We start from the raw sequence: 25,649 nt of genomic DNA, 5'->3' as shown, positions 1-25,649 counted from the left end.
GGAGGGTCGTTCGGACGCGTCACCGCACCCCCGGAATTCCTCGATGGAACGGATCGAGAAGCGGGGTCAGCCTAACCCGAGCCATTCCGGCGCACCCCCACGAACACCGCCAACAGTGACGAAGCGTGACCCGACCGTGATGGTCCCCTCCGATGACCTGGCCGGGTTCGCAGCTCGCCCACGCCTGCTCCACCGGTGTCACTGATCGCAGCCACAGCATCGAAGGCATGACCGAAATCCGCCCGCTTCGCCGGCCCGCAAGTCCGGAGGATGGCCGAATAATTCGCCCTTACCTGCGAAAACTCTCGCGTTCGTCATGGGTCGTCATGATGCGCGAGACAGGGTTATCTGGCTCCGATAGAGCCGTCCGGAACGCGAGCATCGGTCTACGCTGACTGTCTGGACGTCTACGGAACCCCCCCATCGGAGACGTCCGCCAGCAGGCGTTTCACCCGCCCCTTCCCCTCGGAGGGAGAGTCTGCAATCATCCCGAATCCAGGGGAATTGGGGGATCTTGTGGAGCTACTCATCCACCTCGAGGGGTTCGAGGGAGACCGCGAGCTGCACTCGCTTCGAGGCTGGTTGCGTGACGAGCCGAGGCTTCGCGGGACGGCAAGGATGAAACTGCTTGCCACGCCCTCCACGCCGGGTCAGATGGGTGGGTCGCTGGAAGCGCTCCAGATGATCTTTACCGACGGCGTTTCAGCCAGTTCGCTGGCCGTATCGATCGCTGCATGGCTGGACAATCGGCGGAAGGCCAAGGGCAAGGCGAAGGACGCCGCGGCCGATGCCGTGACCATGGACGTCGTCATCCAGCGAGGAGAGACGCGGGTCTCCGTCTCGGGCGCCACAGTGGAGGAGATCCAAGCGCTCCTCGACCGGGAAGACGGCGCCGCACCGTGACGCAGCCCGATGCACAAGCTTCTCGGGCTGTGCTGATCGGTACCGCCAACTACGACCATCTGTCGCAGCTTCCAAGCGTCACCAGAAATCTCGTCGCTCTTCAGGAGGAGCTCAGCCGGCCCGAGATCTGGGGGCTCACGCCGCAGGACTGCAGAGTCGTCAAGGATCCGCGCGGCGCCATGGAGATGCTCCACCCGGTGACTGAGGCCGGGCGAGAGGCGTCCGGCGTGCTACTGGTGTACGTGGCAGGCCACGGAATCCGCGACGAGCGGGGCAATCTGCTCCTCGCATTGCCAGTTACGGATGAGGACGAGGCAACCCACAGCTACACCACCGTTGCCTACGACCAACTCCGTCAGACAGTCCGCCAGGCGACGGCTCAGTATCGAATCGTCATTCTGGACTGCTGCTACAGCGGTGCCGCCATCAACACGATGGCTGGAAGCGATGACTCAGGCAAGACGTGGATCGAAGGCAGCTACGTGCTCGCCTCGGCTTCGGCGACCGAGACGTCGATGGCGCCGGAAGGCGAGGAGCTCACCGCCTTCACCAGTGAGCTCGTCAAGGTCATTCGGGAGGGGGTCCCCAACGGGGAGGAACACCTGACGCTTGACGTGATCTTCAACCATGTGACCAGGGAACTGCAGTCGAAGAGTCGTCCGTGCCCTTGGAAGCAGGATCGTAATGATGCCGGGAGGGTGCCCCTCCTCAAGAATCGTGCGGTAGCCAGCCGCTCAGTCAACTCGCCGTCCGAGTATGGCGAGGTGGCTGGGGTCAAGCTGGGCCAGCTGTTTCAGTCTCGGCGTGAACTGAGTGACGCCTATGTGCATCGCGCGCTTCAGGCTGGCATCTGCGGCAGCAAACACAAGGGTGGTGCCGAGTCCATTGTGGTCTCCGGCGGCTACGTCGACGATGAAGACCACGGCGACGTCATCATCTACACCGGGCACGGCGGACGGGACCCCAGCACCGGCCGCCAGGTCGCCGATCAGCGTCCCGCCGACAGCGGCAACGCGGCGCTCATTGCCAGCATCACCAGCCGTTATCCCGTCCGGGTGATTCGAGGGGCCGCGGGCGATCCAGACCACTCTCCGCCCGTCGGGTTCAGCTATGACGGCCTGTACACGGTGGAGAGCTACTGGGCGAAGCCAGGACGGGACGGGTTCCGCGTTCTTCAGTTTCGCCTGGAGAAGTCCAACGACCAAGCCCCGCCGGTTGCCCCAACGGGCTCTCCTGAGGCTCGCGCAGGTTACGACCTTTCGCGCTGGGCCCCTGTCTCTCTCGACGTGTACCGGGACCGTCGCGTGGCAGCGTCCGTGTGCAGAATGCACAGCTACGAGTGCCAGCTGTGTGGGGTCGTCCTCCAGTCTCCGGACGGCCTGCAAATCACCCCAACCACACATCTGAAGAGCCTCGCGCCGCCGCACCACGGACCGGACGTCCCGGAGAATGTTCTGTGCCTCTGTCCCACGCACAGAGTGCAACTCGACCTCGGCATCTTCACCATCGAGGACAACCTGACCGTCATCGACGAGATCACGGGTGCTCCGGTCGGTGAACTGACTGATCATCCGCGGCGGAAGGTCAGCCCGGAGTACGTCCGGTATCACCGAGGCCTTTACCGCCAAAAGCGCTAATTCCCTCAGCGCCGGCGACAGGGAGAATTCCTGGCTGCGGGGGTGTTGCCGACCGGTGAGAGTTGCTAAGTGTGGGGTGGGTCGTGACTTTCCGACGTGGTCGAGGGGTGCGCGGTGGTGGCTGGCGGGGCGGCGGGGTCGCGGGGACGGCGGGCGCGTGAGGAGGCGCTCGAGCTGGCTCGGCGGTCGCGGGAGGCGTGGGAGCAGGCACGGCGCTGGGACGCCACGGAGAATGAACGGCGGGTCGCGGCCACGTTGCTGACGCTGACCGCGGACGGGTGGCGGCTGCTGGTGGAGCGGCGCTGGCCGGGGACGGCGTCGGCGGACGTCGACATGATCCTCGTCGGCCCCGGTGGAGTGTTCGTCGTCGGCATCAAGGACTGGCGGGACGCGCCGTCCGTCGAGAACCAGCTCAGCGGGGGCGGCCGGGAGTGCAGCGACGAGATCGCCAAGATGCTGGCGATGGCACGGACGGTCGAGGAACGGACGGCTGCGCTCGGCATGTCGCCGGTGGCCGTCCAGCCGCTGATGGTCTTCGCGGGGCACCGGCTGGACGAGGCGCTCGGCCGCGTCCGGCTCGTTGGGCGGGAGGACGTTCTCAACGTGCTGCTCGCCGCGCCGAAACGGCTGAACGCGCCGATGGTAAGGGCGGTCGCGACGCACCTGGAGGAGGGCTTCGCGGCCTACGAACCCTGCGCACTTCCGGAACGTCCGAGCACCGACCCGGGCGAGGCGGAGTCGCTGTTCGATGTCGAGGAGGTCGAGAAAGCAGCGCTGGAGTCCGTCCTGCACGGACCGATCGAGCAGTGGATGACGTTCCTGCACCCCGACCAGGTGGCGATTGCGCGGCGCGACTGGAGCGGCCCAGCGCGGATCAGCGGTCCGGCCGGAACCGGGAAGACGGTCGTGGGTTTGCATCGCGCCGCGCACATCGCGATGCGCACGACCGGCCCGATCATGTACGTCACCTATGTGAACAACCTGCCGCGCGTCCAGGGGCGGCTGTTCCAGCGGATGGCCGGACACCTGGCCGATCGGGTCGAGTTCACCAGCTTGCACGGATGGGCACAACGTCTCCTCACTGGCCGCGGGGTCCGCGTCAACCTCGACCGCCGCCAGGCCGAGGACGCCTTCTCCCGCGCCTGGCTCCAGGTCGGACGCGGTAGCGTCTTGACCGAGATCGACCCGCTCCCGCACTACTGGGAGCAGGAGATCCACTACGTCATCAAGGGACGCGGCCTCACCACGCTCGAGGAGTACCGGACGGTCAGCCGCTACGGCCGCCGCACCCCGCTCCAGGCCGCGCACCGCGAGGCGGTCTGGCTCCTGTACAAGGAGTACGAGCTGCTCCTGGGCCGCCGCGACGTCCACGACTTCAACGATGTCCTGCTCATGGCCCTGGACGAGCTGCGCGAACGTCCGGCCTCACCGTCCTACACCGCCGTGATCGTGGACGAGGTGCAGGACCTCACCCTCACCGGTGTCCGCCTCCTGCACGCCCTCGCGGGCGACGGTCCCAACGGCCTCCTCCTGATCGGCGATGGCCAGCAGGCTGTCTATCCAGGCGGTTTCCGTCTTGGGGAGGCCGGCGTCGGGATCAAGGGACGCGGCGCTGTCCTGCGCGTCAACTACCGCAACGCCGCCCCGATCCTGGATGAGGCGCTCCGCCTGGTCTCCCAGGACCCCTTCGACGACCTGGACGGCCCCACCCCCAACGGCCACCGTACGGTCGAGACGACCTACCACGACGGACGCGTCGTCCACGCCGCCGCACGCTCCGAGTCCGGCCACGACGAACACCTGGTCAAGGCGCTCATCGCGCGTGCCGAGGAGGAGGACGCGCTCGCGAGCACCGCCGTCCTCTGCCGCTCACGCAACGACGTTGAGCACTACCACCGTCTCCTGACCCGCGCGGGCCTGCCCGTACTTCGCCTCGACAACTACGACGGCCGCCCGGCCGACGCCCTGAAGATCGGCACCTACCTCCGCGCGAAGGGCCTGGAGTTCAAGAACGTCTACCTGCCCGCCTTCAACGCCCGTCCTGCCACTCCCGGCGGCGACCCGACGGCCGACGAACGCGCCGCCCTCACCCGCCGCCAGACCTTCGTCGCCATGACCCGAGCCCGCGACGTCCTCTGGCTCGGCACCATCGTCCCGGAACACTGAGGTCTCAGGGTCTGCCTGCTTGCGAGCCAGGATTCAAAGGCTTGAGGGCCAGCGTTTTCGTGCTTGAGGGCTAGGGTTCGCGGGCTTGAGGGGGCTGAGGTTTGCGGGCTATTGCTGCATACATGCCGGATTCGATCGGAGTTGCGGTCGGGGTGTTCGGGGGTGGGCGCCAGTCGGCGGTGTAGACGAGGCCGGGGGTGAGGAGGTCGGTGCCGGTGAAGAAGCGGGAGACCTCGGCGGCGGTGCGGGTGTGCAGGGACGCGGAGGAGTGCCGGTCGTAGACCTGCTCGGCCTCGTGGGCGATGTCCGGGTCCGGGTCGGACGTGCCGTGGGAGATGACCAGGTGGCTGCCCGGGGCGGTCGCGGACATCAGGCGGGTGACGATGCCGTGCGGGTCGTCGGCGTCCGGGAAGAAGTGCAGGACGGCCAGGAGCAGGACGGCGACCGGACGGTCGAAGTCGATCAGGTTCGTGACGTCCGGGTGCGCCAGGATGCCTTCGGGGTCGTGCAGGTCGGCCTGGACGAGCGCGACGCCGTCGGTCCGGGCGAGCAGCGCGCGGGCGTGGGCGGCGACGATCGGATCGTTGTCGATGTAGACGACCCGGGCGTCCGGATTATGGAGCTGCGCGACCTCGTGCACGTTCTGCTGCGTGGGGAGACCGGTGCCGATGTCGATGAACTGGTCGATCCCGGCATCGCGGACGAGGTGCGTCACCGCGCGGCTGAGGAAGGCCCGGTTGTGCCGGCAGGCGGAGAGCGTCTGGGGCGCGGCGCGCAGGAACGCCTCGGCGGCGACGCGGTCGGAGGCGTAGTTGTCCTTGCCTCCGAGAAAGTAGTCGTAGATGCGCGCGGGGCTCGGCACGGTCGTGTCGACTCCGGTCGGCACCCATTCTGCGGTCATCGCTTCTCCCACCGGGCGGCTACGGGGCGATCCTAAGCGGCCTCCACACGCCGGGCGAGGGATTCGTTCCAGGACGGGCGGATCGCCTGAGCTGTTCGCCGTGGCTTCGCTGGTCGCCTTGGGTCGTGGATGTTCGCGTTGAGGGTCGACTGTTCGCTATGAGCGGTAGTGCGGAGAGCGGAAACCCCTTGAGCGGATGTGGCGTCCGGGTGATAGCACGGAGACATGAGGCTATTGGTTCTTGGCGGGACGGAATTCGTCGGACGGGCGGTCGTCGAGGAGGGCGTCGCCCGGGGCTGGGAGGTCACGGTCTTCAACCGGGGGACGCACGGCGCGCCCGAGGGGGTGGAGGCGCTGCGCGGCGACCGCAGCGCGCCGGACGGCCTGGACGCCTTGAAGAAGGGCGAATGGGACGTCGTCCTCGACACCTGGTCGTGGGCGCCGTCGGCCGTGCGGGACGCGGCGGAGCTGCTGGCCCCGCGCGCCGGGTCCTATGTGTACGTGTCGAGCAGGTCGGTCTACGAATACCCGGTGGCGGGCGACGGGGACGAGAACGCGCCGGTGGTCGAGGGTTCGCCGGACGAAGACCAGTACCACGACCGGGCCACGGACTATGCGCGGGTCAAGGCCGGGGGCGAGTTGGCCGCGGTCCGCGCGTTCGGTGACCGGGCACTGCTCGCGCGCGCCGGCCTGATCCTCGGCCCGTACGAGAACATCGGCCGGCTGCCGTGGTGGCTGAACCGGGCCGTCCGGGGCGGCGAGGTGCTGGCGCCCGGTCCGGCCGAGCTGAAGCTGCAGCTCATCGACGCGCGGGACCTGGCCAAGTGGGCGCTGGGCGCGGCGGCCCGGCAGGTCGGCGGCGCGTTCAACGTGACCAGTCCGATCGGGCACACGACGATGCGCGAACTGCTGGAGGCGTGCGTCCGGGTGACCGGCGCGGACGCCCGGCTGCGCTGGGCCGACCCGGACCCGATCCTCGCGGCGGGCGTCCAGCCATGGCAGGACCTCCCGATCTGGGTTCCTCCGGGTGAGTTGTACGAGTTCCTGCACCGGACGAACGTGGACAAGGCGCTCGGCGAGGGCCTGACCTGCCGTCCGGTCGAGGAGACCGTCGCCGACACCTGGGCCTGGCTCCAGGGCCTCGGAGGGGACGCGCCGCAGCGGGCCGACCGTCCGCGGGTGGGCCTGGACCCGAAGGTCGAGGAGCAGCTGCTCAGCGGGACGGCTTGAAGAGGTAGCCGCCGTCCCGGACCGCGTCGAACACGGCGTCCGCGGTCCGGTCCGCGCTGAGCCCGGACGAGTCGAGGACGTACTCGTCGTAGTGGCCGTCCAGGGCGTTGAACTGGGCGTGCAGGTCCCGGACGGGGCCCGGATCGGTGAGATGCCGGTCCGGGTCCCGCGCGGTGGCGCGCGCGACGACGGTCTCGACGTCCGGACGCAGGATCACGTAGTGGAACGGCGTTCCGCGCCCGGTGAACTTGTCCAGGAACCACGGCCCCATGACGCCGTCGCAGACCACCGTGTATCCGCCCGCCGCATAACCGAACGCCGCGCCGGCCACGACGTCCATCACGGTCTCGTTCTGCGCCTGCGACTCGGGCAGATACGGCATGATCAGCCCGCGCTTGATGAACGCCCAGAAGTCGTCGGTGTGCAGGTGGACGCTGTGCTCGAACCGCTCGGCGAGCAGTCCCGCGACGGTCGTCTTCCCCGCCCCGGGCGGCCCCGCCAGGATGATCACATTCCCCATCGCCCCATCCTCGCGCTCCCACCACCCACCCTGTCCACTCCGTTTCCCCGAAGCACACGGCCGTGTCAGTCGCGCTGCAGGCCGGCGAGCTTCTCCGGATTCACCTGGAAGCGGAGGTTCTGGATGCGGTCGTCGAGAAGGTCGTAGGTGACGACGCCGACCGGCTGCCCGCCGATCACCGAGAGCACGGCCAGCTCGCCGTTCACGGTCGCCGCCTCCAGCGTGACGCCCGCCGAGACCGGCTTGGCGAGCGTGCCGAGCAGCCAGCGCGCGACGTGGTCGGGCCCGTGCAGCGGACGGCGCGCCGCGGTGATCTTGCCGCCGCCGTCCGACCAGCAGGTCACGTCCGGTGCGAGCAGCTCCATCAGCGCGTTGATGTCGCCGCCGGACGCCGCCTCCATGAACCGCTCGGTGAGGACGCGGCGGCGCTCCGGGTCGTCGTCGTACCGGGGACGGCGGGCCAGCACGTGCTCGCGCGCGCGGTGCGCGACCTGCCGGACGGACGCCTCGGGCCGGTCCACGAACCCGGCGATCTCGGCGTGCGAGAACCCGAACACCTCGCGCAGCACGAACACCGCGCGCTCGACCGGGGACAGCGTTTCCAGGACGACCAGCATCGCGGTCGAGACGGTGTCGGCCAACTCGGTCTCCTCGGCGGCCCGGTCGGGCGCGGTCAGCAGCGGTTCGGGAAGCCACGGCCCGACGTAGGACTCGCGGGTCGCGCGGGCCGACGTCAACCGGTTGAGGGCGATGTTGGTGACCGTCCGCACCAGGTAGGCGCGGGCGTTCGCGATGTCGGAGCGGTCCGCCTTGTTCCAGGCGAGCCACGCGTCCTGGAGGACGTCCTCGGCGTCGGCGACGCTGCCCAGCAGCTGGTACGCGGTGCCGAACAGCAGCCGCCGATGCTCGGTGAACGGGTCGTCCGTCGGTTCGGGGATGGTCATCGGGGTGGCCGCCCTTCCGTCAGCGGGTGGTCCGGCCACCCTTGGAGAGGTAGGGGTAGACATTGAAGCGCCTGCTCATGCGGAAGGTCGGGATGGGGCTGCTGCTGACGGTCTCCTTGTAGCGGGCGGCCGCGCGCCCGGTGAGGATGAACCGGCGGGGCGTGTCGTCCGCGCGAACGAACTGGATGAGCGCGTCGCGGCGTCCGAGGCTGAGCGGCTGGTGGAAGTACCCGAACCGGAACGGCTTCGGGTCGCGACCGCGCAGCACCCGGAAGATGTTGTCCGCGGCATGCGTACCGGTCGGGATCCCGCTCTGGCACGTCCCGTGAATGTCGCCCCACTTCTGCTTGATGGCGGCGGCGTCGCCAATGGCGAACACGTCCGGATGCGACACCGAGCGCAGTTCCGCGTCCACGACGACGCGTCCGCTCTTGTCAGTGGTGATTCCCGCGGCGGCGGCTATGGCGGGCACGCGCACGCCGGTCGTCCACAGGGTCACGTCGGACTGGACGACCGTGCCGTCGGCGAGCTCGACGCCGTCCGGCAGGACCTTGCCGACGGCCTCACCGCTCCGGACGGAGACCCCGAGCCGCTCGAACACCTTCCCCAGGTAGGCGCGCGCCCGGTCACCCGTCATCGCGGCGGGCTCACCCCGGCTGACCAGTGTGACCTTCAGTTCCGGACGGCTCTCGGCGATCTCGGCGGCGGCCTCGACACCGGTCAGCCCGCCCCCGCAGACCGTGACGGTCGCGACGCCGGACTCGGTCAGGCGCGCGGCCAGCCGCTCCGGCTCGTCCAGGGTGAACGCGTGGTCGTCCGCGCCCGGGACAAGGGACGTGTCGGTGCGGCTGCCGAGCGCGAACACGAGCTTGTCGTACTCGAGAACACCCTGGTCATCAAGGGTGACGCGGTGTTCCTCGGTATCGACGGCGGTGACGCGGCCCTGCCGGAACACGACTCCCGAGCCGTCCAGGATGTCCGGGATCCGGTGGACGGGGAGGTCCTGCCCGGCGGCGGTCTGGTGGGTGCGCAGCCGCTCCACGAACCGGTCGGACGGGTTGACCAAGGTGACCGTGACGTCCTGGTCGCGGCGGGTGCGGTGGGCGGTCCGGACGGCGCACATCATGCCCGTGTACCCCGCGCCCACGACGACGATGTTCTTGCGCATCTTCCTCATCTCCCTGAGGACGTTCCCGTTGGACGCCCATGGGACAAACGGATCACGCCGTTCGTGACAGGTTCACAGGTGACCTGCGTCACGCGGGTAGATCGTCGGTCACGCCCCCGGACATATCCGTCCCCCGACGGCGTCGTCCCAGGTCAAAATGGGCCCCGGTATGGCTGGATACCAGCATGATCCGATCGCGACGATGGCGGAGGCACCGCCGTCTGGCCCCGCCGCTCGCCCTCCTCGGCGCCACCTTCGCGATGGGCGCCGCCGCGATCAGCCTGGGCGCCGCCGGAACCGGACGCGCCCCCGCGCCCGTGGCCGTCCCCCCGCCGTCGACCGCGACGCCGGCCGCCCTCGGGTCCGGCCCCCACGCGTCCAGCGTCGGCGTGAACCTGGCCATCCGCGGCATCCCGGCGATCGGCCAACCCGCCTTCTCCGGACGCCTGGGCACCGCGGGCACCCAGGACGCGAGCGACCGCGCCGACTACTCCCACGACCCCGACCACGTGAAATCCCTGGTCACGGTCGCGAAACCGTCGGGTCGCACGTCCGGCGGCGCATGGGCCGCCACGAGCGCTCCCAACGCGTTCGGCATGGCCCTCTCGCCGCGCGGCCCCGAACTGCTCCGGATCGCCACCCTCCACACCGACGCCCGATGCCGTCCCCCGCAGGTGCGGACCACCCTCACCAAGCCGACCGTCGCCGGCGTTCCGATCACCGCCGGCGAGACCCAAGTCCCGGTCACCGGCGCGCAGCTCGGCTACGGCCGCGTCTCGACCGGCCTCCTCATCGTGCGGATGACCCGCGTCCAGCGGACGACCTCGAACACCGCCGAGGCCCGCGCCGAGATCACCATCGACGGAACGCTGTTCGGCGAGAGCACCCGGATCTACTCGGGCCGGATCGCGCGCCTGGTCCTGGGCGACGTCCAGGCGCAGTGCCCCGGAACGGCCTCCTCCCCCGAACCGGCGGACCTGATCGTCCGCAAGACCGTGGACAAGGCCCGCGTGCACGTCGGCGGCCCTGTCCGCTACACCCTGACCGCCCAGAACGACGGCGGAACCTCCATGGACGCCCGCTTCGAGGACGACATGACCAGACTCCTCCGCCACGGCGTCTACAACGCCGACGCGACCGCCAGCAAGGGCCGGCTCACCTACCAAAGACCACGCCTGACCTGGACGGGCCACCTGTCCCCAGGCCAGGAGGCGAAGATCACCTTCACCATCACCGCCCGCCGCGTCGGCAAGATGCGCAACGTCGTCGTCTGGGACACCCCCTCGAACCGAGCGATCACCCAGGTGCTCCCCAAACACGCCAAGTAACCAACCCCACCCGCTCCGATGCCCGACCCGACCCGGGCGAGGCGGGGGACGCTGGCGAGGCCGCGATCCCGCCCGCCTGCCTCCACCCCATGAGGTCACGGATGAACCCAACGGTCTCGCCGAGCGCCGTCGCCGGACCCCTGCCCGTCCCCGCCCAGCTGCGCCGACGCCTCGGACGGCCTGACCAGGGCCGGCCCACCCACTGACCCACCCCAGCCCAAACCGCTCACAAGCACCCACAGCGACCGGCAGCCGGACAGTCCCAGGCCCCCCTTCAGAGCGCGCCCGTCCTCGGAGTTGGTGCGGCGACCACGTTCGACGACTGGGCGACCGCGAGGCCGAGCCTCCTTTAGAGCGCTCCGGTCCCCGGGGGTTGCCCAGAGCACGCTCCCGATCCGACGGCGACCGGGTAGTCGCGACGCCGAGCAGCTTCAGCAACGCGCGGGCCGTCAGGCTCGTCCTTCGCGCGCTCTCGATCGGAAAGCGCCCCCGATCGGCAATTGGGTGGTCGCGACGCCGAGCAGTCCCAGGAGCGCGCGGGCCGTCAGGCTTGTCCTGCGCGCGCGCTCGATCGGAAGGCGACCTCGGTCGGCAATTGGGTGGTGGCGGGGCTGAGCAGCTTCAGGAACGCGGGGCCGTCAGGTTTGTCCTTCGCGCGCTCCCGTCCGGAAGGCGGCCTCGGTCGGCAATTGGGTGGTCGCGAGGCCGTTCAGGCCCGGGAACGCGCGGGCCGTCAGGCTTGTCCTGCGCGCGCGCTCGATCGGACGGCGACCCCGATCGGCGACTGGGGCGTCGCGAGGCCGAGTAGCCCTGGAATGCGCGAGCCATCAGGTTTGTCCCTCGCGCGCTTCCGTCCGGAAGGTGCTTCTGTAGGCGGAGGGGGAGGTGCACATGATCCGGGTGAAGTGATGGCGGAAGGTGGCCGGGCTGTCGAACCCGACCACGGCCGCGATCTTCTCCACCGGGGTCGAGCCCTCCTCCAGCAGAGGCAGGCTGGCCATGATCCGTTGGTGAAGGACCCAGCGCAGCGGACTGGTGCCGGTCTGCCGGCCGAAGTGCCGGATGAAGGTGCGGGGCGCGAGGCAAGCGACCCGCGCGAGTTCGGCGATCGTCAGCGGGCTCGTCAGGTTGGCCAGGGCGTGATCCATGGCACGCGCGACAGCGTCGTCCGCCGCGGGCTCCGGAACGGCGGCCTCGACGAACTGCGCCTGCCCCCCATCCCTGTGCGGCGGAACGACCAGCCGCCGCGCGACCGCGTTGGCGACCCGCGCGCCGTGGTCCTTGCGGACCAGGTGCAGGCACAGATCAAGGACGGCCGCACTCCCCGCGCCGGTGATCACGTCATCGCCGTCCACGTACAGCACGTCCGGCGTGACGTCGATCTTCGGATGACGCCGTCGCAGCAGGTCGGCGTACCGCCAGTGAGTCGTGGCGGCCCGCCCGTCGAGCAACCCGGCGGCGGCCAGCGCGAACGCCCCGGAGCAGTTCGACACCACGCGAGCACCTCGCCCATGCGCCGTCCGCAAGGCGTCCACGAGCGCCCCCGGCACCTCACCCCGGACGTCGGGCACAGCCACCACGATCAAGGTGTCCGCAGTGGCGAACGTCTCCAGCCCCTGATCAGGCGTCATGGAGAACCCGCCGATCATCCGCAGCGGCCCCGGCGTAAGCCCGCAAACCCGCAGGTCGTACCAGGGCACACCCAGCTCAGGCCGCGAAAGTCCGAACACCTCGACGACCGCGCTCAGCTCGAACGGCGCCATCCCGTCAAAGGCCAGCACCGCCACCTCGTGCCCTCGCCCAACTCCGATCATGGCCAGATCTTAACGATCAACGGCATTCACGCCACTGTCCCGCTCCAGCCAAAGCGGCCACCATCGATCAGGACAGCCCGTCCCGAATAGACCTCCCTGCCAATGCGGCCCCCAACAACCCTCGGAACAACCCCAGTCAATGCGGCCCGTCCCCAACAGCCCGTCGGTTAATGCGACCCCTTCCCGGCAACCCCCAGAAGCACCCCCATCCCAACCGGCCCATCCCAACACCTGCGCGCCGCCTCCGCGGCTGCCGACTGCCCAGAAGGCCGCGGCTGCAACGCGTGACCGCCCACGTGCCGCGGCTGCAACGCGTGACCGCCCACGTGCCGCGGCTGCAACGCGTGACCGCCCACGCGCCGCGGCTGCAACGCGTGACCGCCCACGCGGCGCCGCTGCAACGCGTGACCGCCCGCGTGGCGCCGTGCAACACATGTCCACCATGTGCGGCTGCTGCAACGCGTGACCGCCATGTGTGGTCGCTGTGCCACGTGGCAGCCGGGCGCATCGCCGTTGTGGTGGCCGCCCCGAAAACTCCCCCTGGGCGTACAAGGAGCTTCGGGGCTCCGATCTTGCACAAATCAGTTAGGAGTCGATCGTGACCGTTGACGAGATCCAGACCGAGAGCGCCGCTGTGCGGTACTTCACCTCACGGCTGGCCCACGAGACCGACCCGTCGGACCTGTTCGCCCAGATGGAGGACGGGACGGACAAGGTCATCGTGGTGGACTCGCGGGCTCAGGAGGCGTGGGACATGGGGCACGTCGCGGGGGCCGTGCACCTGCCCCGGCCGGAGATCGCCGCTCGGCATGGCCAGGTTCTCGATCGGGACGCGCTCGTGGTCGTCTACTGCTGGGGACCGGGCTGCAACGGCGGGGTGAAGGCCGCCCTGGAACTGGCTCGGCTCGGCTACCGGGTCAAGGAGATGATCGGCGGGTTCGAGTACTGGGCCCGCGAGGGGTACCCGGTCGAGACCGCCGCCGGTGTCAGCCGTCGTTCTCCTGACCCCTTGACCGCTCCGGTGGCCGGCATCACCTGCGCCTGCTGACCCTGGCATCACCTCCTCCCATGGGCCGGACGAAGAGGACAGCCCTTCACCCGGAAATGATTTACCTGTCGCCCAGGAGCTCCCGGCCCCTCCAGGAACCGAAGGGGCCGGGAGCTCCACCGGCCGCGACCTGCGCCCGGGTCCGCCTCCCCCCGGAGCGGGAACCGGGCACAGGCGCGGCGGTGGACATGGACGCCGCCTCCGCACCCTCCGCGGCGGGCTCGGGGCAGGTCCACGTGACCATCGTCGCGGCCGGTCCGGCGCGCTTCCAGCCAGCGCCCAAACTGTGGATAACCTGTCCACAGGGAGGCTTTTCCTCGTGGACAGGCGGTCCGGCCGTCCAGTAGAGGCCCCTCTCCCCGCGGGCTCGCGGGGCGCCAGGCCCCAGACCCGCCCACAGTGGCCGAGGAGATGGGGATCACCTGCGCGCACGTGGGCAGACACCGCCGAAATGGTGCGTGTGACGTGAGCGTCCGTTCGAGATGGGCATAAGCAGGGGGCCTCCCGACGTTAGGATGAACAAATCGCTCTTATGACGCTCGCCCGAACTGCGGCGGCGTCACGACTGGCTCGTCCTTGCAGCGCACGAATCACGGCCGCCTCCCGGCCCCTGTGGTGCCTCCCGAGACGCGCCCCCTCTCGGAAGGTATTGCGTGACCGACGTTTCTGCTGCCCATGCCCCGTCCACCCCTGTGGAGGACGTCGCGGACACCGCGAGGGCCGAGGCACAACCCGGCTTCGCCGAACTCGGCCTGCCGGAGCCGCTCGTCGCGGCGCTCGCCCGCCAGGGCATCGAGTCCCCGTTCCCCATCCAGTCCGCCGCGATCCCGGACGTCATGGCCGGACGGGACGTCCTCGGCCGCGGCAAGACCGGCTCGGGCAAGACCCTGGCCTTCGGCCTGCCGCTGCTCGCACGCCTGGAGGGCCGCCGCGCTGAGCCGCGGCGTCCGCTGGGCCTCATCCTCGTGCCCACGCGCGAGCTCGCCCAGCAGGTCGTGACCAACCTGGAGCCCCTGGGCCGGTCCCTGGGCCTGCACTTCAAGACCGTCATCGGCCAGACGTCGATGTTCAAGCAGATCGACGCGCTGCGCCGCGGCGTCGAGATCGTCGTCGCCACCCCGGGCCGCCTCAAGGACCTCATGCGCCAGGGCGCCGCCGACCTGTCCGACCTCGAGATGGTCGTGCTGGACGAGGCGGACCACATGGCCGACATGGGCTTCCTGCCGGACGTCACCGACATCCTCGACGAGGCCCGCCTGGGCGGTCAGCGCATGCTGTTCTCCGCCACCCTGGACAAGGACGTGGACGTCCTCGTCCGGCGCTACCTGAACGACCCGGTCACCCACGCGATCGGCCCGGTGGACGAGCCCGTCGACACGATGGACCACCACCTCCTCCTGGTCGCGCCCAAGGAGAAGGCGGCCATCACGGCCGAGATCGCCAACCGCGAGGGCCGGACCATCCTGTTCGCGCGCACGAAGCACGGCGTGGACCGGCTCGCCAAGCAGCTCACCGACGCGGGCGTGCGCGCGGCCGGCCTGCACGGCGGCAAGTCCCAGGGTCTCCGCACGCGCACGATCGCCGAGTTCCACGAGGGCACGTTCGACGTCCTCGTGGCCACGGACGTCGCCGCGCGCGGCATCCACGTCGATGGCATCAGCCTCGTCATGCACGTGGATCCGCCGGCCGACCACAAGGACTACATGCACCGTGCCGGACGCACCGCGCGCGCGGGTGAGAAGGGCACCGTCGTCACGCTCGTCCTGCCCCACCAGGTGCGTTCGACCTCTGCGATGACCCGCCGCGCGGGCATCGAGGCCCCCAAGCACCGCGTCGCCTCCGGTGACGAGGAGCTGACCCGTCTCACCGGCGCACGGGAGCCGTCCGGTGTGCCGATCGTGGGTCCGGTCATCCCCGAGCGCCCGCGTCGTGAGCCGGGCCGGGGCCGCCGTGGCGGCCGTTTCAACGGTCAGCGTCGTTACGACGGCCCCCGTGGCGGCGGTCGTCGCGAGTTCGACCGCGAGGGACGCTCCGACGGCTTCCGCCGGGACCGTGACTCCGACGGCGAGCGGCGTGGCGGTGGCCAGGGGGGCTACCGCGGTCGCGACCGTGGCTTCGACGGCAACCGCGGTGGCAACGACGCCCGCGGAGAAGGATTCCGCCGCAACGATGACCGGAGCGAGCGCCCCAACGGGGACGACCGCCGCGACAACGGTTTCCGTAACGACCGTCGTGAGGGCGGCTACCGCGGCGACCGTTCCTTCGGGAACGACCGTCGTGAGGGTGGCTACCGCGGCGACCGCAACTTCGAGGGCGACCGCAGGGGGAACAACTTCTCCGGCGAGCGCCGCGAGTACTCCGGTGAGCGCCGTGATGGCGGCCGGGGTTCCCGTGGCGAGCACGGCTTCTCGGGCGACCGCCGTGGCGCTGGCGCCGGAGCCGGCGCCGGCTCCGGTGCCGGCCGTCGCAGCGGCTCCTACGGTGGCCCCCGCCGTGAGGGCTCCGACCGCAGCCGCGCGCGCTTCAACTAAGCGCCAGAAGGCCTAGACGGGCCGTCGACACTTCGGTGTCGGCGGCCCGTCCGCTATTTGTACTGGGAAAACATCACCTCGGACGGAGTTGTCCACAGTTCGGCGCCCAGTTGGCCCTCACCGTCCACTACCACCGAGGATGGAACCCGTCAGTCGTCGAGGGCCGGCACCCGCCGACCCCGAACCCGACGGGAGGTGATCAAGGCATGGAGATCGGCCCACTGGGGTGCGGTGAGATCGCGGGGCAGCGCCGCCGCCCGGAGCGGCTGGTCGTCCAGCCACTGGATGATCTCTGACTCCGCGGCGGGAGCGGCACGGGTGAGGATCTGCCGGAGGCCACGGCCCTTCCCCGTGAAGATCCGATGCACGAAGGACTGGTAGGACGCGCGCTGTTCCGTCCGGACGAGCGGCCGCGCACGCCGGTCGATCGTCATCAGCCCGCCGTCCACGTCGGGCCGCGGCCTGAACGCGGCGGCCGGGACGCGCTGGACGAGTGAGAACTCGTACCACGGCCACCATTGGGCCGTCATCAGCGTCGCTCCCCCCACGGCCGCCCGCCGCCGCGCGACCTCCCACTGCACCAGGAGAACGGCGTTCGTCCACCCGTCCGCATGCAGGACGCGGCGGAGCACCGAGGTCGTCAGGTGGAACGGAAGGTTGCCGACCAGCACGCATGGCCCGTTCGGCAGCCCGTGACGCAGGAAGTCACCACGGACGACCGTCGTGGCGGGCGAGACGAGCCGTCTGAGCGTGGCCGCGTGCCGCCGGTCGATCTCGACGGCGGTCAGCGGACGCCCGAGCCGCTCGAGCGGAAGGGTGAGCGCCCCATCACCCGCTCCGAACTCGAGCACCGGCCCGTCCGTCCGGGACACGAGATCAACGAAGGAGGCGATGACACGACGATCAACGAGAAAGTTCTGGCCGTACTCGTGACGGCCGGCACCATGAGTGCGCAAGGGGAGACTCCGGGCTTCGCAGGCGACCCGGGCAGCGCTGAACGCCGCCCAGCATGTCCAGTCGGTGCTGAAGCGGCGGAACCCGAAAACAGGTCAACCGCCGCTACGGGCGGCGGATCCTGATGAACGCAGCAAACGCTGCGCCTGCGCAACACATGAACCCAAGGCTATTCATCCTCCTTCCAAAACCGCAAAGCAATAACCCACCCCCAACCCGAGCCACGCCTACCAGGCCCGGGCGCCCCACAAGCCGTCGTTGCCAGGCAGGGCAGCTCGCCGTGGCCGGCCCCGCAGCGCCACACCACGCCGCGTTCGCCGCCGTCCAACCGGGCCCTGACGGACGCTGTTGAGCGTTTGGCGAAGGTCGCTGACGGGATGGTTCTGGCGCTGATCCGGTTCGCGCGGGTTCGTCACCGCGCCCCGGCGTGGCCAGCGCGATCACTGGTCCCTGGACGTTCGACCACCTAGGCTCACAGCTCGCGGTGGCTTGCCCCGCGGCGCCAGGCCGCGCCGTGTTCGCTGCCGTCCAACCGGGCCCAGATGGACGTTGTTGAGCGTTTGGCGATGGTCGCTGACGGGATGGTTCTGGCGCTGATCCAGTTTGCGCGCGGGTTCGTCACCGTGCCCCGGTGTGGCCAGCGCGATCACTGGTTCCCGGACGATCAACCACCTGCGCGCGCAGCCCGCCGTCGACAACACCGCAATCCGACCTGTCTCCGCAATCCGACCCGTCTTTGCACTGCGCCCGTGTCCGCATGGTCCGTGCCGTGTCCGTGCCGCGCCCGCGCCCGCGCCCGTGCTGCGCTGCGCTGTTTGTCTGTGCTGCGCTGTGCCCCTGGCTTGTAGCGCATCGCCCCATGACGTGGTGTTCCACATCGAGATGGGGCATGCCGAGCGTGCTGTGCTGGTCGCGTCGGTCCGGGCCGTACTGGGGTGTGCCGGGTTGGGGTGTGTCGTGCCGGGCGTGCTGGGCCGCACCGGGCCGGGCCGCACCGGGCCGGGCCGCACCGGGCCGGGCCGCACCGGGCCGCGCCGCACCGGGCCGTGCTGCGTTGGGCCGTGCTGCGTTGGGCCGTGCTGGGCTGGGCCGCGCTGGGCTGGGCTGTGCCGGGGCAGGGTGTGCTTGCTGGGTTGGGCGGTGGTGATGGTGGTCAGTGGGTGGGCGGTCGGGCGTGTGTGGGAGGGGCGCCAGGCCGGTGTGGTGGCTGGGGAGGCGTGGGTGAGGGGGTAGAGGGGTCAGCCTGCTTCTTCTTGGAGTTCGGTGGGGGGCGGGGCGGCGGCTTCGCGGAGCTTGTCCTGGAGGATTTGGAGGCCTTCCATGCCGTCCAGGGAGAGGGCGGTCAGTTCGTCCAGGGAGATGAGGGGCTGGTTGCGGAGCGGGGGGCGCCAGCCTTCTTCGGGGGTGTGGCTGCGGAGGACCTTGGCGGGGATGCCGCCGATGACGGAGTGGTCGGGGAACTCGCCGCGGACCACCGCGCCGCCCGCGACGGCGACGTTCCGGCCGAGCCTGGTGCCGGGGAGGATGATCGCGCCGGTGCCGATCCAGCAGCCGGAACCGATGACGACCGGGTTGTTCTCCGGCCACTGGCGGCCCACGGGCATGTCGAGGTCCGCGTAGGTGTGGTTCTGGTCGGTGATGTAGACGTTCGGGCCGGTGAAGACGTCGTCGCCGATCTCGATCGACTGGTGGCCGACGATGTGGGTGCCGCGGCCCAGCGAGCAGCCCCTGCCGATCTTCACGATGACGTCCGGACCGAGGTCCAGGCCGGGGACGAAGCCGGCGGAGATCGTCACGTGGGTGCCGACGAGGGTGTGGGCGCCGATGGAGATCCACGGTTCGCCGTAGATCGCGCCGGACGGGAAGCCGATGCACACGCCCTCGCCCAGGTGGGCGAAGCGGCGGCGGCCCGGGGTCTCGGGGGTGATCTCGCCGTGGCGCTGGATCCACTCCCAGCCCCGATGCACGGCCAGGTGCAGGCCCTGCCGGGCTCTGCGCTTGAGGAGCCCGGTGAGCTGCTGCCCCAGCGGACGCGATGTCGGCGACATGGCGCCACCGTACCGGTTGGTAGTAACCGCAAGGCCCGGCTAGCCCTGCATAGGTGGACGAACGCATCCGTCTGGGGAATTTCCCCACGGGTGGGCATGGAGAAGGACCCGGCTTGGCGGGTCCTTCTTCCGGAGTGGCGGGTTCGCCGGGCTATTTGGTGTGGGACGAGACTCGGTCGATGTGTTGGGAGTCGGCCGGGTCGGCGGCGGACTCGTCGGTCATCATTTCGGCCGTCTGGGCGGCGTTGCGGCGGGTGAGGACGACACCGGCGACACAGGCCGCCGCCGTTCCGGCGAGCAGGGCCACCATGACCGCGCGGGCCCGGCGGGCCGGACGGCGCGGTTCGATGCGGTGGGCCGTCTCGGAGAGCGCGGAGCTCACCTTCGGGCTCAGGTCCGATTCGACGTACTTGGCGGCATCACGCAGCCTCGGGGCGCTCCAGGCCCGGAAGGCCAGCATGCGCTCGGCGGCGGCCTCCCGGCCTTGCTGTGCCGCCGGGCCCATCCGCTCCCGCGCCGTGGAGGCGCCGTCGCGGCAGGCCGACATGCCCTGGCGGAACGACACCTGCGCGCGGCCGAGCCGAGAGTCGGCCTGTCGGCGTCGACGGATACTCATCTTTAGGGACACGCTAACCTCCCTGTTTGCGAGGTCCTGTCAGGCAGCCTTCCCATGCAGCGGGAGGTAAACCCTGAAAGAGTGATCAACGCGTTACTCAGGGTGGACAGGAACGCCGCCGGTGACATGCGCCGTGACCGGCTCAGACGCAAGCATCTCGATGAAGAGGGGGCCCGAGTGGCTGAGGAAATCTTTGCGACGCTGAACACCAACCAGGGCAAGATCGTGGTTCAGCTGTACCCGGAGCAGGCTCCGGAGACGGTGGCGAACTTCGTCGGCCTGGCGGAGGGGACCAAGTCCTGGCGGCACCCCGAGACGGGTGAGGACAAGACCGGCACCTCTCTCTACGCCGGGACGATCTTCCACCGGGTGATCGACGGCTTCATGATCCAGGGCGGTGACCCGCTCGGCAAGGGCATCGGCGGCCCCGGTTATGAGTTCAAGGACGAGTTCCACCCCAGCCTGAAGTTCGACAAGCCGTACCTGCTGGCCATGGCGAACGCCGGACCCGGCACCAACGGCTCGCAGTTCTTCATCACCACCAACGTGGAGCACACCCGCCACCTGACCAACCGCCACACGATCTTCGGCAAGGTGATCGAGGGCACCGGCGTGGTGGACGCGATCGTCAAGGTCCCGACCGGCCGCGGCGACCGTCCCGTCAACGACGTCGTCATCGAGTCGGTGACGATCGAGCGGCGCCAGTCGTAAGACTAGGTAGGGGGAGACGGCTCCGGTCCATCCGGACCGGAGCCCGCCCCCCGGACCTCACCCGGTCCGCGCTCCGGTTCGCCGGCACGCGGACCGGCCCCGCCGCCGCACCACCCCAGGCCCCACGGAGCCGCCACGATGAGCACCGACCAACAGCCCGCACCCGAGACGCCGGTCCCGACCTGTTACCGGCACCCGGGCCGGGAGGCACACCTCCGCTGCAACCGCTGCGACCGGTACATCTGCCCGGACTGCATGCGCGACGCGGCGGTCGGTCACCAGTGCCCGGAATGCGTCGCCGAGGGCAACCGGGGAGTGCGCCGGCCGCGCGCGGCCGCGCCGGGCAGGCGCCCGTCGGACCAGCCCGTGGTGACGTACGCGCTGATCGCGGTGTGCGTGCTGGCCTACATGGGCGAGATCGCCTCGAAGCGGGTCGTCCCGGACTACATGATGCTCGGCGCCTGGACGCGCCCGGACGGCAAGCTCGCCGCCGGCGTCCTGGACGGCGAGTGGTACCGGCTGATCACCTCGATGTTCCTGCACCAGCAGCCCACCGGCACGAGCTTCGGGTTCGCGCACATCCTGCTGAACATGTGGGCGCTGTACGTTCTGGGCCCGCCGCTGGAGATGGCGCTCGGCCGGGCGCGGTACCTGTCCCTGTACCTGCTGGCCGGGCTGGGCGGGAACGTCCTGCTGCTGCTCGTCGCGCCCTACACCGGCGCGGTCGGCGCGTCCGGCGCGATCTTCGGACTGTTCGGCGCGTTCTTCGTGGTCGCGCGGCGGAGCGGAGCGCCCACCGGGCCGATCCTGTTCCTGCTCGCGATCAACCTGATCTTCACCTTCTCGGTGAGCGGGATCTCCTGGGAGGGCCACGTCGGCGGCCTCGTGACCGGCCTCGCCGTCGCGTTCGTCTACGCCTACGCCCCGGCCGTCCGGCAGCGCTGGCTGCACATCGCCGCCCCCCTCGCCGTCCTGGCCCTGTTCGTCATCCTCATCGTCGTCAAGGCCGCCACCTTCACAGCGGCCGCAGGAACCGGCCTCACCTGAGCCCCTGGGCCCGCCGACGGCCCCGCCATGCCCTCATCCACCGCTGCCCGGCCGCCGACAGCCATGACCTGAGCGGACGCCCCGACGCCGGTCGGGACGACGACACGGCCGAGCTCATCTCGGCGGCCGGACGGATGCCCCGTCCAACTGCCGCCCGCACCGATTCGGGCGATCCCAAGGCTCCTGAGCCAGTCGTCGGCGAGCCATCGTCGGTGCCCCGGCCGGCCGCCCTCAGCGCCTCTGCTCAGCCGCTTCCACTGCCCCAGGGCCGCCCCTGCAGCCAGTGCCCCTGGCAGTTGCCGCCAGCGCCTCGCTTCGACCGCCTGGCCCGGCTCAACCGGACCTGGCCTGGCTTGGTCCGGCTCGGCCCCGCGCTGCCTGGGCTTGCCGCGCTGGCGACGCCCTTCGTCTGGACAGCTGTCCCCCGGCGGAGGTGGTGACGGCCTCATGGCTACCGGGGCAGGGGGCGCTCACCCTCCGGAGTCCCCAGCCTGTGGATGACGGAGACCGTTCCAGCCGGACGGCTTCTACGGCATCGGTCATCGGAGGGGGCGTGGCGGCAGGGAGTGAAGGGGTGGATGCGACGCTGCCCGCGCCCCGGACGGCGGGCGCGGGCAGCACTACAGGCCGCGGCTCCTCAGGGGAGACGCGGCTGGACGGGGCGCCGGAGAGGGACTATCCCCAGCCTGTGGATAACTTTCGTGGATTCAGGCCGTGAAGAAGTGGGTACCGGTCAGCGCCACTTGGTGGACAGACCGACACCCAGGATGATCGCCACGAAGCCGATCAGCAGGTTCCAGCTCTTCAGGCCGGTCATCAGCGGGATGTCGACGCCGGTGGCGGCGCTGACGTAGTAGACGGCGATCCAGGCCAGGCCGACCAGCCAGAGAACGACCATCGTCGGCGCGAGCCAACGGGGGCTGACCTCGGGCGCCTTGGACTTCTGCGGCGGCGTGTAGACGGCCTTCTTGCGCACTTTGGACTTGGCCACGGTGGGTTCTGTCTCCTCGGGCGGTCGGCCGGCGGCACCGGTCCGCGCATGGGTGGTTTGTCGGTTAGCGTAGTCGCTGGTGAGCAGCGTACGGCGTCGAGCGTGGGGAAGCATCATCCCAGCTCTCACGGTCCTGGCGGGAGCCTTGTTCGCGGCGAGCGCGAGCACGGCCCGCGGTACCGACCTGCGCGACACCGGGCGGACCCGGATCACCGAGCTGATCACCTCCGAACAGCGCCGCACGCTGGGCGAACGCGCCCACTACGACCGCCTGCGCAAGGACGTGGACGGCCTGTCCCGGGCCGCCGGAAGCGCCGACGCCCGCGTGAACCAGGCCCAGGGCGAAGCCGATCGCCTCGCCGGGCGCGCCGGAATGACCCCGGTCGGCGGGGACGGCGTGCGGGTCGCCCTGGACGACGCGCCGCGCGGCACCCAGGACGCGCCGCCCACCGGATCCAACCCCGACGACCTCGTCGTCCATCAGGCGGACGTGCAGGCCGTCGTGAACGCGCTGTGGGCGGGCGGCGCCCATGGCATGCAAATTATGGACCAACGGGTTATCGGCACCAGCGCCGTCCGGTGTGTGGGCAATACGCTGATCCTGCAGGGGGTGGTGTACTCGCCGCCGTTCCGGATCACCGCCGTCGGCGACCCGGACCGGCTCCGCGCCGCGCTGGACGCCTCCCCCGCGATCTCGGTGTACCAGCGGTACGTGCGCGCCTACGGGCTCGGCTGGTCGGTGCGGACGCTCCGGCGGGTCACGCTGCCCGCCTACACCGGGAACGTGACGATGAAGCACGCCACGGTGCCGCCGGACGCGGGCGACGACGCGGCCGGAGGCCGTCCGCCGGAGTGATCCGGAGGGGACGTCCCGGCCGCGCTGTCCGCCCGGACGTCCGGCGGCGCCCGCGGAGTGGGAAGGGGACGGGCCGGTGCGGGTGCTGATCCGCGGACTGGGCGAGCTGTGCATCACCGCGGGCCTGGTCCTGCTGCTGTTCGTGACCTACGAGCTGTGGGGGACGGGCCGCTACACGCACGAGCAGCAGGACAGGCTCTCCAAGGAGATGATGCGCTCCTGGGCGTCCGGGCGGCCCGCGGGGGCCGGGAAGATCACCACTGAGCGGGTCAGCCTCGGCAAGGGCCTGGCGATGATCAGGATCCCGCGGTTCGGGTCGTCCTACCACTACGTGGTGATCGAGGGCGTGTCGCTGGCCGACCTGCGCAAGGGCCCCGGCCACTACCCCGGCACGCAGCTGCCCGGCGAGGTCGGCAACTTCGTGGTCTCCGGCCACCGGACGACCTACTCCGCGCCGTTCAACCGGGTCGGCGAGCTGAAGCCGGGGGACGAGATCGACATCGACACCCGGGACGGCAAGTACGTCTACAAGGTCACCGAGAAGCAGGTGGTGGACCCGACGGACGTCCAGGTCACCGCGCCCGTGCCGTTCCACCCCGGGGCGCGGCCCAGCAAGCGGATGATCACCCTCACCACCTGCCACCCGATGTACTCGGCGGCCGAGCGCCTGATCGTGTTCGGCCAGCTGTCCGCCGAGTACCCGCGGGTCACCGGAAAGTAGGAGGACGGTCATGTACGCGCTGATCTGGCGGCTGCTCCCCGGCGGATGGCCGATGAAGACGGCGGTCGCGGCCGGGCTGGTGCTCGTGGCGGCCGCGATCCTCTGGTACGCCGTGTTCCCGTGGGTCGAGCCCCAGATCCAGTTCGACCACGGCGTCATGAACGGGACCCCCGCCACCACCCCGCCCACGTCCGGCAAGCCCGCCCCCTAGAAGACGAGCTTCGTGCGCTCAGCGGAGGCGATGCCAGGGACCGGGGTGGTAGGTCCCGCGCCGGTCGATCGTGCCGCCGCGCGCGTACATCCACTCGGCGCCCAGGCTGACCAGGGACGAGCATGAGACCGACCCCACCCCCTGGTGGTTCACGGCGTCCACGTACACCGTCGTCGGCGTTCCGGGCTCCTTCAGGGCGACGGTCATCCGGACGGCGCGCCCGTCCGGCCGGACGTCCCGCGCGCAGACCTTCACCTTGAGGTACTCGTGGCCCGTTCCGCGTGGCGGGCCCCAGTGGCCGTAGCCCGAAAGCCCCCGCACATCGTCGTAGTCGAACGCTCCGTACAAGGGCGTCGCCGGGGCGGGGAACACGAGCGGAACGCCGGAAATCAGGGTGCGAAAGAGCATGGGGGAGCCTTTCTGATCTCGGAGGGGTTCCGAGAGATTACGCTCCGCGCACACGCTCTCACCGCCGTTCGGCGTGTTGTGGGGAATCCGGGGAGAATGGTGGGGTGCGTGTTCTCGTCGTGGACAACCACGACAGCTTCGTCTTCACGATCGTCCAGTACCTGAGGGAGCTGGGCGCGGACTGCCGGGTCGCCGATCGCGACGACGTCTCCGTGGCCGACGCCCGGGACGTGGACGGCGTCCTCATCAGCCCCGGCCCCGGCCATCCCGCGGACGCCGGCGTCGCCCTCGACCTGGTCTGGGACGCCGTGGAGCGCGACGTCCCGCTGCTCGGCGTCTGCCTCGGCCACCAGGCGATCGGGCACGTCTTCGGCGCGACCGTCGACCACGCGCCACAGATCGTCCACGGGGAGACGAGCCCGATCGAGCACGACGGGACCGGGGTGTTCGCGGGCCTGCCGAACCCGTTCGCGGCCACGCGCTACCACTCGCTGGCCGTCCGCCCCGAGACCGTCCCGGAAGGCGTGCTGGACGTGACCGCGCGCACTCCCGACGGCGTCGTGATGGGCCTGCGGCACCGGTCCGCGCCCGTCGAGGGCGTCCAGTTCCACCCCGAGTCCGTGCTGTCCGCATGTGGCCACCGGCTCTTCCGGAACTGGCTCCTCACCTGCGGAGAATCTGCTTGATCAGGCCCCGCGGGGTTTGCGGCGATAATTCTGAGTGGCTCATGTAACGCCGATACCTCCGGGTACGAAGACATAGCGAGAGGGCTTCCGCCATTGCCCCCGAGTGGCGGAAGCCCTCTTCCATGTCCAGGCGCAGTCCAGGCGCAGCCCGGACGAAGGCCCTAGAGCCGAAGACGAGAAGACCCGGTCCCCAACGGGGACCGGGTCTTC

General features: G+C 70.3%; 23 protein-coding genes. 13 read left to right on the top strand and 10 right to left on the bottom strand.

All coding sequences use genetic code 11. The features are described 5' to 3' along the window. The first annotated feature begins 516 nt into the window (after positions 1-516). The 3 genes from AB0L06_RS25770 (at position 517) to AB0L06_RS25760 (ending at position 4,706) form a co-directional block, all read left to right on the top strand. A complete protein-coding gene (locus tag AB0L06_RS25770; RefSeq protein ID WP_500233657.1) occupies positions 517-903 on the top strand; it encodes an effector-associated constant component EACC1 in 387 nt (128 codons plus the stop codon). Positions 904-932: 29 nt separating this feature from the next. After that, on the top strand, positions 933-2,540 hold the full coding sequence (locus AB0L06_RS25765) for a caspase, EACC1-associated type (protein ID WP_500233656.1): 1,608 nt from the start codon (positions 933-935) through the stop codon (positions 2,538-2,540). Positions 2,541-2,654: 114 nt separating this feature from the next. Further along, entirely contained in the window at positions 2,655-4,706 is a 2,052-nt protein-coding gene (locus tag AB0L06_RS25760; protein WP_500233655.1) for a UvrD-helicase domain-containing protein, read from the top strand. A gap of 70 nt (positions 4,707-4,776) precedes the next feature. Here AB0L06_RS25760 and AB0L06_RS25755 read toward each other — a convergent pair whose 3' ends face one another. Further along, positions 4,777-5,607 (bottom strand): SAM-dependent methyltransferase, encoded by an 831-nt coding sequence (locus AB0L06_RS25755; RefSeq protein ID WP_500233654.1) that lies wholly within the window; start codon positions 5,605-5,607, stop codon positions 4,777-4,779. A 225-nt stretch (positions 5,608-5,832) separates the two neighbouring features. Here AB0L06_RS25755 and AB0L06_RS25750 point away from each other — a divergent pair, with 225 nt between their 5' ends. Next, the gene (locus AB0L06_RS25750) at positions 5,833-6,837 is read left to right on the top strand and encodes an NAD-dependent epimerase/dehydratase family protein (RefSeq protein ID WP_500233653.1); all 1,005 of its coding nucleotides are present in this window, start codon (positions 5,833-5,835) and stop codon (positions 6,835-6,837) included. Here AB0L06_RS25750 and AB0L06_RS25745 read toward each other — a convergent pair. The 3 genes from AB0L06_RS25745 to AB0L06_RS25735 form a co-directional block, all read right to left on the bottom strand. Further along, positions 6,821-7,357 carry an AAA family ATPase gene (locus AB0L06_RS25745; RefSeq protein WP_500233652.1) on the bottom strand — a complete coding sequence of 179 codons (537 nt, stop codon included), beginning with the start codon at positions 7,355-7,357 and terminating at the stop codon, positions 6,821-6,823. The two genes, AB0L06_RS25750 and AB0L06_RS25745, sit on opposite strands and share 17 nt — an antisense overlap. Positions 7,358-7,422: 65 nt before the next feature. Then, complete coding sequence (locus AB0L06_RS25740) at positions 7,423-8,301, bottom strand: RNA polymerase sigma-70 factor (RefSeq protein ID WP_500233651.1); 879 nt, start codon at positions 8,299-8,301, stop codon at positions 7,423-7,425. Positions 8,302-8,320: 19 nt separating this feature from the next. Beyond that, positions 8,321-9,469, bottom strand: a complete 1,149-nt coding sequence (locus AB0L06_RS25735) for an NAD(P)/FAD-dependent oxidoreductase (protein ID WP_500233650.1) — start codon at positions 9,467-9,469, stop codon at positions 8,321-8,323. 185 nt (positions 9,470-9,654) lie between these two features. Here AB0L06_RS25735 and AB0L06_RS25730 point away from each other — a divergent pair, with 185 nt between their 5' ends. Then, on the top strand, positions 9,655-10,797 hold the full coding sequence (locus AB0L06_RS25730) for a DUF7927 domain-containing protein (protein WP_500233649.1): 1,143 nt from the start codon (positions 9,655-9,657) through the stop codon (positions 10,795-10,797). Positions 10,798-11,624: 827 nt separating this feature from the next. On the opposite strand, the gene AB0L06_RS25725 is transcribed toward AB0L06_RS25730, so the two are convergent. After that, complete coding sequence (locus tag AB0L06_RS25725; protein ID WP_500233648.1) at positions 11,625-12,611, bottom strand: helix-turn-helix domain-containing protein; 987 nt, start codon at positions 12,609-12,611, stop codon at positions 11,625-11,627. 598 nt (positions 12,612-13,209) lie between these two features. On the opposite strand from AB0L06_RS25725, the gene AB0L06_RS25720 reads away from it, so the two are divergent. Continuing rightward, positions 13,210-13,659, top strand: a complete 450-nt coding sequence (locus AB0L06_RS25720; protein WP_500233647.1) for a rhodanese-like domain-containing protein — start codon at positions 13,210-13,212, stop codon at positions 13,657-13,659. Positions 13,660-14,312: 653 nt separating this feature from the next. Continuing rightward, positions 14,313-16,190 (top strand): DEAD/DEAH box helicase, encoded by a 1,878-nt coding sequence (locus tag AB0L06_RS25715; RefSeq protein WP_500233646.1) that lies wholly within the window; start codon positions 14,313-14,315, stop codon positions 16,188-16,190. Positions 16,191-16,339: 149 nt separating this feature from the next. Here AB0L06_RS25715 and erm read toward each other — a convergent pair whose 3' ends face one another. The 3 genes from erm to AB0L06_RS25700 form a co-directional block, all read right to left on the bottom strand. After that, positions 16,340-17,146, bottom strand: a complete 807-nt coding sequence (erm, locus tag AB0L06_RS25710) for a 23S ribosomal RNA methyltransferase Erm (RefSeq protein ID WP_500233645.1) — start codon at positions 17,144-17,146, stop codon at positions 16,340-16,342. 1,236 nt (positions 17,147-18,382) lie between these two features. After that, positions 18,383-19,192, bottom strand: coding sequence for an acyltransferase (locus AB0L06_RS25705; RefSeq protein WP_500233644.1), 810 nt, complete (start codon positions 19,190-19,192; stop codon positions 18,383-18,385). A 151-nt stretch (positions 19,193-19,343) separates the two neighbouring features. Continuing rightward, positions 19,344-19,808, bottom strand: a complete 465-nt coding sequence (locus AB0L06_RS25700) for a hypothetical protein (RefSeq protein WP_500233643.1) — start codon at positions 19,806-19,808, stop codon at positions 19,344-19,346. A 177-nt stretch (positions 19,809-19,985) separates the two neighbouring features. On the opposite strand from AB0L06_RS25700, the gene AB0L06_RS25695 reads away from it, so the two are divergent. Continuing rightward, the gene (locus AB0L06_RS25695) at positions 19,986-20,519 is read left to right on the top strand and encodes a peptidylprolyl isomerase (RefSeq protein ID WP_500233642.1); all 534 of its coding nucleotides are present in this window, start codon (positions 19,986-19,988) and stop codon (positions 20,517-20,519) included. A 138-nt stretch (positions 20,520-20,657) separates the two neighbouring features. Continuing rightward, on the top strand, positions 20,658-21,566 hold the full coding sequence (locus AB0L06_RS25690; protein WP_500233641.1) for a rhomboid family intramembrane serine protease: 909 nt from the start codon (positions 20,658-20,660) through the stop codon (positions 21,564-21,566). Between the two features lie 733 nt (positions 21,567-22,299). Here the strand turns inward: AB0L06_RS25690 and AB0L06_RS25685 are convergent. Further along, on the bottom strand, positions 22,300-22,557 hold the full coding sequence (locus AB0L06_RS25685) for a cell division protein CrgA (protein ID WP_500233640.1): 258 nt from the start codon (positions 22,555-22,557) through the stop codon (positions 22,300-22,302). 79 nt (positions 22,558-22,636) lie between these two features. Here AB0L06_RS25685 and AB0L06_RS25680 point away from each other — a divergent pair, with 79 nt between their 5' ends. The 3 genes from AB0L06_RS25680 to AB0L06_RS25670 all read left to right on the top strand — a co-directional run bounded on the left by AB0L06_RS25680 (position 22,637) and on the right by AB0L06_RS25670 (position 24,345). After that, positions 22,637-23,413 (top strand): DUF881 domain-containing protein, encoded by a 777-nt coding sequence (locus AB0L06_RS25680; RefSeq protein WP_500233639.1) that lies wholly within the window; start codon positions 22,637-22,639, stop codon positions 23,411-23,413. A 76-nt stretch (positions 23,414-23,489) separates the two neighbouring features. After that, positions 23,490-24,134 (top strand): class E sortase, encoded by a 645-nt coding sequence (locus AB0L06_RS25675; protein ID WP_500233638.1) that lies wholly within the window; start codon positions 23,490-23,492, stop codon positions 24,132-24,134. A 10-nt stretch (positions 24,135-24,144) separates the two neighbouring features. Next, positions 24,145-24,345, top strand: a complete 201-nt coding sequence (locus tag AB0L06_RS25670) for a hypothetical protein (RefSeq protein WP_500233637.1) — start codon at positions 24,145-24,147, stop codon at positions 24,343-24,345. 18 nt (positions 24,346-24,363) lie between these two features. On the opposite strand, the gene AB0L06_RS25665 is transcribed toward AB0L06_RS25670, so the two are convergent. Further along, entirely contained in the window at positions 24,364-24,753 is a 390-nt protein-coding gene (locus AB0L06_RS25665) for a hypothetical protein (protein ID WP_500233636.1), read from the bottom strand. A gap of 104 nt (positions 24,754-24,857) precedes the next feature. On the opposite strand from AB0L06_RS25665, the gene AB0L06_RS25660 reads away from it, so the two are divergent. Continuing rightward, complete coding sequence (locus AB0L06_RS25660; protein WP_500233635.1) at positions 24,858-25,439, top strand: anthranilate synthase component II; 582 nt, start codon at positions 24,858-24,860, stop codon at positions 25,437-25,439. Positions 25,440-25,649: the final 210 nt, after the last annotated feature.

Source organism: Spirillospora sp. NPDC052269 (assembly GCF_040679435.1).
Classification (GTDB): Bacteria; Actinomycetota; Actinomycetes; order Streptosporangiales; family Streptosporangiaceae; genus Spirillospora.
This window is presented reverse-complemented; position numbering and strand designations above follow the sequence as displayed.